This window comes from Psychrobacter sp. I-STPA6b, assembly GCF_020662265.1.
Lineage (GTDB): Bacteria > Pseudomonadota > Gammaproteobacteria > Pseudomonadales > Moraxellaceae > Psychrobacter.
This window is the reverse complement of record NZ_VEWM01000132.1, coordinates 34934-46715: the sequence shown is the minus strand read 5'-3', so window position 1 is coordinate 46715 and position 11782 is coordinate 34934. Positions and strand designations below refer to the sequence as shown.

7 protein-coding genes are annotated in these 11782 nt (G+C 39.4%); 4 read left to right on the top strand and 3 right to left on the bottom strand.

The genetic code is table 11. The features are described 5' to 3' along the window. The first annotated feature begins 149 nt into the window (after window positions 1-149). Together FHK88_RS13920 and FHK88_RS13915 are read left to right on the top strand one after the other, a co-directional pair. Window positions 150-1568 (top strand): FAD-dependent oxidoreductase, encoded by a 1419-nt coding sequence (locus FHK88_RS13920; RefSeq protein ID WP_227431319.1) that lies wholly within the window; start codon window positions 150-152, stop codon window positions 1566-1568. A 211-nt stretch (window positions 1569-1779) separates the two neighbouring features. Next, window positions 1780-3045 carry an FUSC family protein gene (locus FHK88_RS13915; RefSeq protein WP_319800171.1) on the top strand — a complete coding sequence of 422 codons (1266 nt, stop codon included), beginning with the start codon at window positions 1780-1782 and terminating at the stop codon, window positions 3043-3045. Here FHK88_RS13915 and trmB read toward each other — a convergent pair. After that, window positions 3042-3782, bottom strand: coding sequence for a tRNA (guanosine(46)-N7)-methyltransferase TrmB (trmB, locus tag FHK88_RS13910; protein WP_264480702.1), 741 nt, complete (start codon window positions 3780-3782; stop codon window positions 3042-3044). The genes FHK88_RS13915 and trmB overlap by 4 nt on opposite strands. A gap of 286 nt (window positions 3783-4068) precedes the next feature. On the opposite strand from trmB, the gene FHK88_RS13905 reads away from it, so the two are divergent. Then, window positions 4069-5013 carry a pilin gene (locus tag FHK88_RS13905; RefSeq protein ID WP_227431343.1) on the top strand — a complete coding sequence of 315 codons (945 nt, stop codon included), beginning with the start codon at window positions 4069-4071 and terminating at the stop codon, window positions 5011-5013. A gap of 53 nt (window positions 5014-5066) precedes the next feature. Here the strand turns inward: FHK88_RS13905 and FHK88_RS13900 are convergent, their stop codons facing one another. Then, window positions 5067-6926 (bottom strand): monovalent cation:proton antiporter-2 (CPA2) family protein, encoded by a 1860-nt coding sequence (locus tag FHK88_RS13900; RefSeq protein WP_227431318.1) that lies wholly within the window; start codon window positions 6924-6926, stop codon window positions 5067-5069. 408 nt (window positions 6927-7334) lie between these two features. Further along, on the bottom strand, window positions 7335-8039 hold the full coding sequence (locus FHK88_RS13895) for a hypothetical protein (protein WP_227431317.1): 705 nt from the start codon (window positions 8037-8039) through the stop codon (window positions 7335-7337). A gap of 1342 nt (window positions 8040-9381) precedes the next feature. Between FHK88_RS13895 and FHK88_RS13890 the strand changes: the two genes are divergently transcribed. Continuing rightward, on the top strand, window positions 9382-11655 hold the full coding sequence (locus FHK88_RS13890) for an Hpt domain-containing protein (protein WP_227431316.1): 2274 nt from the start codon (window positions 9382-9384) through the stop codon (window positions 11653-11655). Window positions 11656-11782: the final 127 nt, after the last annotated feature.

The window sequence follows — 11782 nt, the reverse complement described above, 5'->3', positions numbered from 1 at the left end:
ATAGTCAACACAGAGACAAAACCCCCTTGCGGCAGGTGGAGTAGATGTAACAATGGCAAAGCATTGCCTAGTATTTAGGCAAGATAATGATTGGTGATATTTGTCATTGATTCAACACCTCCTCACCCACTTTAGGAGAATTTAGCAGAATGAAACGGTTACACAACAACTTTCAGTTTTTAGACGTGGCGCGCAGTGAGCCCGAGAAAAAAGATATTGTGACTCGTGCTACTGAGTTTGTGGAAATTTATCAACCGTTCGATAACCAACAAGCTGCTCAGCAGGCACATCGCTGTTTAGAATGTGGTAATCCTTATTGTGAATGGAAATGTCCAGTCCATAACTATATTCCCAACTGGTTAAAACTAGCAACAGAAGGGCAGATATTCCAAGCTGCTGAGCTGTGTCATCGTACCAATACCCTTCCAGAAGTATGTGGACGCGTTTGTCCTCAAGATAGATTGTGTGAGGGTGCATGTACGTTAAATGATGGGTTTGGTGCAGTCACAATTGGTAATGTTGAAAAATATATCAATGATACTGCTTTTGCTTTAGGCTGGCGTCCAGATATGAGTGATGTGATTTGGACGGATAAAAAAGTTGCAGTGATTGGTGCTGGACCTGCTGGCTTGGGCTGTGCGGATATCTTAGTGCGCAATGGTGTTAAGCCAGTAGTATTTGATAAACGCCCAGAAATCGGTGGTTTGCTGACCTTTGGTATTCCTGAATTTAAGATGGAAAAAGATGTCATGCGCAATCGTCGTGAGATTTTTGAAGGCATGGGTGTTGAGTTCCGTCTCAATACAGAGATTGGCACTGATGTCAGTATGGAGTCTTTATTAGCAGACTATGATGCAGTCTTTATGGGTATGGGAACATATACTTATATGCGTGGTGGATATGCTGGTGAAGAGCTAGATGGGGTATATGATGCACTCGACTTTCTGATAGCAAACGTCAACCGTTGTAATAATTGGGAAGAAAATGCAGAAGAATATATTGACCTAAAAGGTAAAAAAGTAGTGGTACTTGGTGGTGGTGATACGGCTATGGACTGTAACCGTACCAGTATTCGTCAGGGTGCTGAACGGGTTATTTGTGCTTATCGCCGTGATGAAAGTAACATGCCCGGTTCTCGTCGTGAAGTAAAAAATGCAAGAGAAGAAGGTGTTGAGTTTTTATTTAATCGTCAGCCAACTGAAATCATTGGACTCAATGGTAAAGTGAACGGTGTGCGTGTGGTAACAACACAATTGGGTAAACCTGACAACCGTGGTCGTCGTCGTCCTGAGCCAATTCCAAATTCGGAAGAAATACTAGCCTGTGATGCGGTAATTATTGCTTTTGGATTCCGTCCTAGTCCTGCTGACTGGTTTGCTGATTATGAAGTAGAGATGGATGATTCGGGTAGAGTTATTGCACCTGAGCAACAAACCTATAAATTCCAGACCAGTAATCCAAAAATCTTTGCCGGTGGTGATATGGTACGTGGTTCAGATTTGGTTGTGACTGCCATTTGGGAAGGTCGTCAAGCTGCTGAAGGTATTTTGGATTATTTAGAGGTATAAATAGGCACACAGTCTGATAAAATAGCAAGGTAACTTGTCATGATAATCACTTGAATCGTTTAACTTTAAGTGGTTATTGTGATTGATAAAGATATAATACATATATAGCCAGCCATATTATTTGCAACAGTTTCAGGGAATATTATCTTGATGACTGACTGCTAATAGTAGGCTGGTTCTCTTTTTGTCTAAAATAAATGTGAGAATGGTTGTGAAACGTTCTTTATCCAAGATAGCGATGCCACTTTGGCAACGTTTACGTGCGCCATGGGTTGAGCCATATTCTCGCTATCAACACAGCACTATCCTACATAGTTTGCGTTTAGGCTGTTCTATTATTGTGGCATTGTTATTTAACCAAGTGACTCATTTGCCACATGGTGAGTGGACAGCGATTACAGTTTTTATTATTTTGGGATTGCTACAGTATCAGGGCGCTATTTATACCAAGGCTTATGAGCGAGTATTAGGAACAGTTTGTGGTATTATTATTGGTGGTGTTTTATTGTGGTGCTACCATCATGGATTAAGTCAGCTACCCATTTTATATTATTTATTGGTGGGTTTGGTTAGTGCTGCTATTGGCTATATGGCTGTCAAAAACTTGGGCTATATTGGGCTATTGACTGGTATTACGATGTGTATGATTATTTCTTTACCAGAAAATGCTGGCTCAGATGGGATGATTCGTGCGCTTAATGTGCTTATTGGTACAGTGATAGCCGTTTTAGCGACTATTATTTTGCCATTAAAGTCAACGCTGATGTGGCGGTTTTTATTGGCACAAAACTTAATGGCATGTAGTGATATTTATTCTGGTATTCATCACCACATTGAGCAGCAAGAAGAAGTCGAAGATAGGGTGGATAAGCTGTCTAGCTATATTCCTGAGACATTATTACCACATGATATCCCAGCAGATAGTCGTCAGCGTCCACTAGACTCACCATTATCAACGCCAGTCAATGCGACACTGATACAAGCACTGCGTCAAATTAATAAGAGATTATTACAGGTGAGGTCTCATATTGCTGCAACAGCAAAAGAGACGGGTATTAGTGAAGATGAGCTTGAGCATATTCAGCATACTCATCGCAATATTATTGGAACGATAGACTTATTGTTATCGGCTACTCCACGATTAGCAACTACTGCTTTAGATAGTGATAATCAGCAGTTGCTTATTCATTATCAAAAAGAGCTAAATCAAGCGATGCGTCATATTGCTGCTGTCCTACAAAGCCCGAGTGATGAGGTCTTTCGCCCCATTACTCGTATTCAAGTTTCTGAGTACCCTAGTATTCATCACCTTGCTTTTGAGTGGCAGGGATATTTTTGGCTGACACAAACGCTACAGGTACAATTGCAGACTTTAAGTGATGCTTTGCAACATACCAAACCACTATGGTACAAAGCATCTGGTTTACGCTATCAACGCCGAGAGCAGAAACGCGCTCAGCGGAGCATAGAGAGCTAGTCTTTGCGATAGATTAAGTCCCAGACACCATGACCTCTATCAATTCCGCGTTTTTCAAACTTGGTCATGGGGCGGAAGTCTGGGCGTGGGGTGAAGTTTCCTTGGCCGGCAGTGTTACTCAAGCCATCGAAGTCATCTAGGACTTCTAACATCCAAAAGGCATAATGTTCCCAGTCTGTAGCGGTATGAAACCAGCCTCCCTTTTTTAGACTACGAGTGACGATTTGCATACGCTCAGGGCTAACAAAACGGCGCTTGTGATGGCGCTTTTTTTGCCATGGGTCAGGGAAGTATAGTTGAATACGGTCTATATGATTTTCAGGCAGTTGTGCCAGTAATTTAATGGCATCTCCATTGATGATTTTGATATTTTTAAGTTGATGCTCATCAGCCATATAAGCACATTTACCAATACCTGGCTCATGTACTTCGATACCGACAAAGTTACGAGTAGGCTCGGCAATCGCCATTTCAATCAGTGAGCTACCCATTCCAAAGCCAATTTCTAAGGTAAGCGGGGCATCTATCCCATTGGGTGTTTGCTCTGTATCTGCAAATAATGCGCGTAAATCTTGAATACCTTCAATATTTGCATCACTGTCATTGACTAAATAGCGCTGAAATTTGGGGTCAGAAAGGGCGAGTTCAGCCTGCTTATTCATATGTGTGCGTCGCTTCATAAAGGTATTAATAAAGCGAGGATGTTGAGGTGGTGTCTTGGTCGTATTTTCAGTCATGGTATCTGTTGTTTCTGTGGGATGTTTGGTGTTGGTTTGATTCATGGTGGTGTTCATATACAATTAAAAAAAGAATAAGTAAATAACCTATTTAAAAAGATAGCAAGTCGCTTCATTCACTTGCTGTACTGATAAAAAATAAAATATGGCGTATTATAACGATAATCCTACTAAAAGACAGGGCATTACAGAATGAAGTGCAATAGAGTTTAGTTTGCTTTAGCCATGATTTTGATAGTGCGTGTTCTTATTATTGTGGCTAGTTGCCACTAGAGCAGAGAGTATCATGCTATTTATTGAAACAACATCGCCACCGCCATTTTATCAGTCACAACTGACACCCGCACAGCGTACCCAGTTGGATAAGTGGTTTATTGGTAATCGCTCACAGGCTTATTACCTCAAACGTTTTGAGCAGTTCGATAAGCAGGGATATTTGTCTCCCAAATGGCACTGGGCTGCTTTTTTTATGACGTTTGGCTGGCTATTATATCGTAAGCGTTATTTAGATTCGATTGTATATAGTGTTGCTGGTTGGTCTTTTATCCAGCTAAATATCACCATTATCTTAGTGGCGTTTGAGTTTTTGGCGATGCCATTTGTACCTGAGCTATACCAGATGCCAACACGGATTGTGATTGCTCTTGCGGTTTGGTTGTTTTGGTCGGTGATGGTCGCACGTTGGACAGATGCTTATTATTATCGTATGGCTCGTCGAGAGATTGCTGATGCCATTGAGATGTATCCTCGTCAAGAAGAAGCACAAAAAGCCCATTTACAAAGAGAGGGTGGGGTAAGTCAGTTTGGCTTGGCTTTGGCATTTGCTTTGTTTGCATTTGCACTATTTATTATTCAAGTACAGTTTTTACCTTTATATGCAAAGCCAAAAGCGCAAGCTATTTTGTATGAAGCATACAATATGACACAAGGGGCAAAAAATCGAGTTGAGCTGATTTACCAACAAACAGGACATTGTCCTGTAGATTTACCATTGACAACAGCAGAGCAAAAAGTCCGTTTAAATGTGCAAACACAGGCAGATGGTGTGCCAGCATCTTCTTGTATGGTGGTAGCAACGGTACAAAACATCTCATTTCCTAACCGTTATTTAAATGGTCAGACCCTCATTATGTATCGTATTGAGCCGACAGACACACAGACAACGGCAAGATGGGGCTGTGTGTCATCTTTAAATAAAAAACAAATTCCTAAACGCTGTGTAGAAAATTGATTTTTCTCATTATTTTATAATGAGCTACTTTGATAATGAGCTATGTTGATGAGTTATTTTGAAACGTCAGTAGGTTTGCTTAAGCCAACGGCTGTTTCAATTTCTTCAAGGTCAATCTTTTTGGCGACTGTGTGGTCTTCATCAAACAGACTTTCTAACTCAAGGATAGCCGACTGTACAGACTCAATCAGTTGTGCTTCATCATCAAAAATGGCTTGTTGTTTTTCTATCAGCTCATCATCATATTCACGGAACATCTTGACGGTATCACGGGCTTTTTCTGGACTGATACCAAGTACCTGTAATGCTTCACGAGACATATCCAAAGAAGACAGGTAAGTCTCACGCCAGATATGACGTACGCCAACTTCTCGAAGACGATAATAATGCTGACGGTCTTGTGCGCGTGCCAAGATGGTCAAATCAGGGTAATGTTGATGCAAATATTCTGCGGTGGTAATTGAGCGGTCAATATCATCAACAGCAAGGATAAAGAGGCGGGCGTTATTTATGCCTGCTGCTCTTAATATTTCAGGGTTTTTGGGGTCGCCATAATACACCTGATTACCAAATTTGCGCACAAAATCAACACGGTGAGCAGATTTCTCAATAGCGGTAAACTCAATATTGTGCATGCGCAAGACCCGTCCGATAATCTGCCCAACCCGTCCAAATCCTGCAATGATGACAGGATGTTCATGGTCGGGAATGGTGTCATATTCTCGTTTGGGTGTACGCTTGGCAAAGATAGGTTCGCCTATCTTATCTAATAAGAAAAATGCCAATGGTGTCATTGCCATTGAGATGGTGACAATCAATGTGAGCGTATTAGCAAGCTCGGGACGCATTAGGTTTTGGGCGCTGGCAGAGCTAAATAGAACGAATGCGAACTCACCGCCTTGAGCCAGTGTTACCCCTAAGCGAATACTGGTCGGTAGACGATTGCCAGAGAGTTTGCCAATGATGGATAGAATACAAAATTTGATAAGCATCAGTGCTGCTGCACCACCGATAATCAGTAATGGCTCACTAGCAATTAGCTTGAGGTCGGTGAGCATACCAACAGACATAAAAAACAGCCCTAACAGCAAGCCTTTAAATGGCTCAATACTTGCCTCAAGCTCATGGCGGTACTCTGAGTCAGCAAGTAGCACCCCTGTTAAAAATGCCCCCAATGCCATTGATAGTCCAATCTGACCCATCAGTAATGACACACCCATAACAATAAATAATGCCACTGCGGTCAGCAGTTCAGATGCACCACTTGATGCGACAAATTTAAAAAATGGTCGTACAATATAGCGGCTAGCGATAATTAATCCAATAAAGACAGCAGCGACCTTGGCAAAGTAGATAATGTCATAAGTCTGGTCACGCACGCCCGATAAAAAGGGAATAACAGCAAGTAGAGGAATAACGGCAATATCTTGGAATAATAAAATTGTAAAGGCTTCGCGCCCATGCGTGCTGGCAAGTTGCTGTTTTTCAGTTAATATCTGTAATACAAATGCAGTCGATGATAATGCCAAGCCAAAGCCGACAATAAATGCAGTATCCAACTTAATGCCAAAAAACTGATAGGCGATGCCCATTAGCACCAGTCCTGTGACACCAACCTGTAAGCCCCCTAGTACAAAGATAGAGCGTCTTAATGCCCATAAACGGGAAGGTTGCAACTCAAGTCCAATAATAAACAGTAGTAACACAACCCCAAATTCGGAAAAATGCAGTAAAGACTCTGCATCACCGGCAATATCGAGTCCACTAGGACCGAGTATGAGTCCTGTAATCAAATAACCCAAGACAGTGGCAACACCCAAGCGTTTACCAAGGGGGACTAATAATAAAGCAGCGCCTAAAAAGATAGTCGCTTGTAACATAAGACCTGTCGAGCCGACAGCGGCGGCGAACATAATATTTCCTAATTAAGATAAGTGAAAAAATAAAGCTTAGAGTTTGTTGAGCTTTCACCCCATCAGGCTAATATCTACAAGGAATATAGCTGTTTTTTACTTTCGTGTAAAAACTGGCTAAATTTGCCTGCTGATGTGAATAAGTAGTGCGTTAATAAACTTGTTAATATTCTGCCTTGATATAAGCCATCAGCGTTCGTTGTCTTGATTAAGACACTATTTGTGAAAATTAGTATCTCAATTTTTCCTATGAAGATGAATGCTCAACAGACCCTAGTGAAAGGGTGCGAATTAGGCAAAAGGATAGTGAAAAATGGCGCAATGGTAAAGTAATGAATAGTAATAATCACACCATATTCACCAGTTTTTTTATGGCTATCAGCATACTGCTGATGAAGAAGAACAAATTTATTTTTTCTTATAGACTTTCCAAACCCCATTATCTGCAATGGGATTGCGATAAGCATCATTGCGACGCTTGCGTGGTTTTTGCCGACTGTCCACCACTTTAAAGTTGGGTAGGGCATGCACAATCAGCCCTGTGCGATAAAAGCGGATACGCTCAGGCTCAAGCATCTCCCCTTTATTATCACGACAAAACACATAGGCACGTAGGTCGATAAACTCACGATGTGCCACCAGTCTGGCTGTCTCATCTTTTTGTAAAGTGCTTTCCATTGCCATCATTTCAGCTTCTGTAAACTCACCGCATTTATCAACTAATGCACCGACTGAGCCAAAACTTTTGGACTCTTTGGCACGCGTTTTGGTGAGATGTAGCTTTTGTACATGAAATACAAACTGAGGTATCTCCAAGCTGGCAGGCAAGGGCAGATAATCAGGTGGCAGATAAGCGGCAGGATAAAAGCCAATGGCTCTATCAATAAGTGGTTGCCAACGCTGATGGTAGGCTTGCACTTCATCATGATTGCCTTGATAAATGGGCATGTCACGTATTTGAGTCAAAATATCTGGCGGAAACTGCTCATCTCGGAAGCTGGCAATATCTTCTTGTAGGGTGGATAGCAGTGCCTTTGCCTGTTTTTTTCCCTCTTTTGAGGTTGGGCTGTCAATATGGTCGGGGGCAACAAAAGGGGCAGAGCGTCTGGTCATGGTTTCGTTAGATAGTCTCGTTTGTGTGATTTAAAGAAAGGTTAGCTCTTTGACGATAGCATATGCATTGTACTATGACTCATTATGAATTGATAAGCAAGCTTCTATTGATTGGAGCAGGCAATATTAGCTAGCTACTACACGAATAAATATTTAACTTTTAGATTAAAATAATTTACCAATATCTTTAGTGCTAGGGTTTGATAGGGAGGACATTAAAACAATTGTTTTTATCTTATGTATAACAATTGCTGTGAGTGCGCACTTTACTTTATTAATAAAGACAAAGTTGCCTATTATTTAACCATTATATATCAAATTCTGGTTTCTAAGATCTCATATTGTACTAATAGGGTGAAACATAAAAATAGGTGGTGTGAGTAGATTTGGTTAATAAGTAGTCAAATGGTGTTAATAATATCTAATATGGATATTCACTGAAACGTCATATTTTCTTATTATTATTTTTAATGATTGATAGTTATCAATAAGATACTATCAAGCTGAGCCTTTTGAGGAACAAGAGTTTCACCAATATTTTCTATTTTAATATATGGGTGTTTTGTTTTAGGGTGGAGTTATTCTATTTTAAAAATAACAATATTGTTTTATTTGTTTGGTGAAAGGTGTTAATTTTGGGATATGTTATATTTTTAATAAATATTAACTTTATGCAGTTATTTTTTGTATAACTGGTATTTTGTTTTTATTTTGGTTTTTAATTTTTTTATTGATATTATTTATTATTTTGCTAATCATTTTTTTATATATTTATTTTATTTTTTATCAGGGTTTTTTGTTTTTATAGTTGTATTATATTTTTTAATATGTCTGCTTTTATTTAAAACCCTTTAGTTATCAGGGTTTTTGTTGTTTTGGTTGGAGTTATAGTTTTTAAGGTTTGGCTATATTATATTTAGTTGAAAATCGTCATTTTTTCTTATAAATAATAGGGTATATGGGTATTTTTAAGTTTTCGTCAATAGGTGTTTGAATACTTGTTATTCTGTATTTGTTAACTATTCTCATTTGTATTGTTGGTGATAGATGGTAGTATATAATGGTTATTCTGCCATCTAGAAAATATCATTATTAAAATAGTACATTTGTATTATTGATATTGGATAGAAGTTATAGAATAGTTTTATAGGTCTACTCAAAGAAAATTATTAATCATTTTACATTTATAAGCGTTAGTTAATTAGGAAGTTTTCAGAGTAGATATTTGAGTTGCATCATCTATAACTTATGGCTCTTTTATAAAGTAATCAAACTACCTTTTTATATAAGATATTCTTTATGTTGCATTAGATTATCTTATTAATAACTCATGGGCTTTGTTATGTGGTCAGTATTTACTAAATTATCTCGGTTTAAGTCACTCTTTTTATCATTATTGGCATTTCTACTGTTGATAGCTGTGGTGTTATTGACCAACTATTTTGTGTCAAATCAGGTAGAGCGTGACTCCGGTATTATTGATGCAGCAGGAGAGATGAGTGATCAGTTCTACAATCTTGCTTTGGATATCCAGCAGTTAAGCATTGTGCCAGATGATGAGCGTCAAGATATTATTGAGCAGACTATAGAGGCGCAACAAGAGATTAATACATTGATGTTATTGCTGGATACTGGTGGGCGCTATGATTATGGTGATGGTAGCTATATTGATGTGGCTCCGGTGAGTTCAGAGACCAGCCTTGAAGCTTTAGAGCAGTTACATGAAATTTGGAATGACTATCAAGTTAAGCTGATGCCAGTAGTAAGTAGTGATGCTAGTACAGTAAATGGTGGTATATCGTTAGCGCAGTTTGCATTTGATAATAAAGATACAATCTATGAAACCATAGATATGATTTATGTTGACCGTTTTGATAATAGTCAATACTGGGTAGCGCTGGCAAAGTATGTATTGATTGGAGGTATGGTCATTGCTGTCTTGTATTTTGCATGGTTTGTATTTTACTTTATGCGCAAGCTGTTACATTCAGAAAATAAGTTACAGGAATCGCGTCAACAGACACAAGATATTTTATCCACAATCAATGAAGGGTTATTTTTGGTTGATAAAGATTTGGTTATTGCTGGGCAGTATTCAGATCGCTTAGAAAGCTTGATGCAGACTCGTGATATTGCGGGTAGAAAGATGACGCAGTTGCTAAAAAATAATATCAGTGCAGAGGATCTGGAAAATACACAGGATTTTGTTGAACAGCTGTATAGTCCATGGGTGGTTGAGGAGCTAATTGGTGATTTAAATCCACTCAAACGTATTAAGGTTGCCAGTAAAAATGAGGATGGTCAGCCACAGTTTCGTTATTTAGATTTTAACTTTATGCGAGTAATGAAGCAGGAGGAAGTGGATAGGGTATTGGTTAGTGTTCGTGATGTGTCTGAGGCTGTCCATTTGGAGCAGCAGTTAAGCAAAGAGCAGGCGCAAAACTCTCGTCAGATGCAGATGATATCTAATTTGCTGTCTGTAGATGCTAAGTTACTTAACCAGTTTATGATGACAACATATCAGCGCTTAAATAATATTAATGATATTTTGAAAAAGTCTGGTTCAAAAGCAACGATGATGCAGAAAAAAGCACAAGAAATATTCCGACAAGTACATAGCTTAAAAGGAGAGGCTTCTGCGCTGAAGTTAACAACATTTGTGGATTTGGCTCATCAAACTGAAGAGCAGGTGAAGCCATTAATGCACAAAGAAGATGTGATGGGAAATGACTTTTTGAGTATGGCAGTGAGTATTGATTCATTATTTGAGCTGACTCAATTTGTGGAGCGTTTGGCAAAGCAGTTAAATTTGTCTGTGGAAACGACGACACCTCATACTAGTATAGGGACAGACACAGGGACTGTTAATACTAAGATACAGCAGATATCGTCAACGTCTACGAACAACTCTGTAAGTACACAGGACTTTGGCAGTAAAACGGAGCTGGATGGTGGTGATGAGATGTCATCCAGCGATGAAGAGCTGTATGGACAAGAAAATATTAGGCAGGTTGTTCCCATGTCAGAGGTAGAGGTGGATGAGGCACAGACATCATCGTCAAGCCTGCCAGCACATTTTGCTAGTTTTGTACAAGATATCGCAAGTAGACACCATAAGCAGGCACAGTTAGTGTGTTCAAACTGGGACGATGTATATTTATCTGACTCGCTAGCTTTGTCCATACAAGATATCTCAACCCAGTTACTGCGTAATAGTGTGGTGCATGGTATAGAGCTACCACAGGTACGTGAACAGTTGGGTAAGCCAGTAATAGGAACAGTGACATTAGAGTTGAAGCATGAGCCAGATAGTCATACTGTGTTATTGAGTTGCATGGATGATGGACAGGGGCTGAATCTTAAAAATATGATTAAGTCAGCAGTTGCTAATGGTATTTTGACACAGCAACAGGCACAATCTTTGACAAAAAAAGAAGCATTAAACTTGATGTTTTATGCTGGGGTATCTACTGCCAGCAGTACTAATGAAGATGCTGGACAAGGTATGGGTATGGATGTCATTAAAGCTCAAGTTCAGAGGCTGGGTGGCAAAATGTCTGGGCATAGTAAGTTGGGTCAGTTTACAAAGTTTGAGATTCGTATTCCTTTGTCATAAATATCTATGATAGATAAAGTAGGGTTTGTTGAATGTTCATCTGTATAGGAAAGTAGCTGTATCCCTTGTAGATACTTTCCTGATGGGAACAAACCCTAAACTGATAAGCAGAATTTTTATTGAGGTT

What these genes read in the sequence shown, in the direction of transcription:
- FHK88_RS13920 (WP_227431319.1), top strand. Translation starts at nt 150, where the DNA reads ATGAAACGGTTACACAACAACTTTCAGTTTTTAGACGTGGCGCGCAGT.
- trmB (WP_264480702.1), bottom strand. Translation starts at nt 3,782, where the DNA reads ATGACTGAAAATACGACCAAGACACCACCTCAACATCCTCGCTTTATT.
- FHK88_RS13905 (WP_227431343.1), top strand. Translation starts at nt 4,069, where the DNA reads ATGCTATTTATTGAAACAACATCGCCACCGCCATTTTATCAGTCACAA.
- FHK88_RS13900 (WP_227431318.1), bottom strand. Translation starts at nt 6,926, where the DNA reads ATGTTCGCCGCCGCTGTCGGCTCGACAGGTCTTATGTTACAAGCGACT.
- FHK88_RS13895 (WP_227431317.1), bottom strand. Translation starts at nt 8,039, where the DNA reads ATGACCAGACGCTCTGCCCCTTTTGTTGCCCCCGACCATATTGACAGC.
- FHK88_RS13890 (WP_227431316.1), top strand. Translation starts at nt 9,382, where the DNA reads ATGTGGTCAGTATTTACTAAATTATCTCGGTTTAAGTCACTCTTTTTA.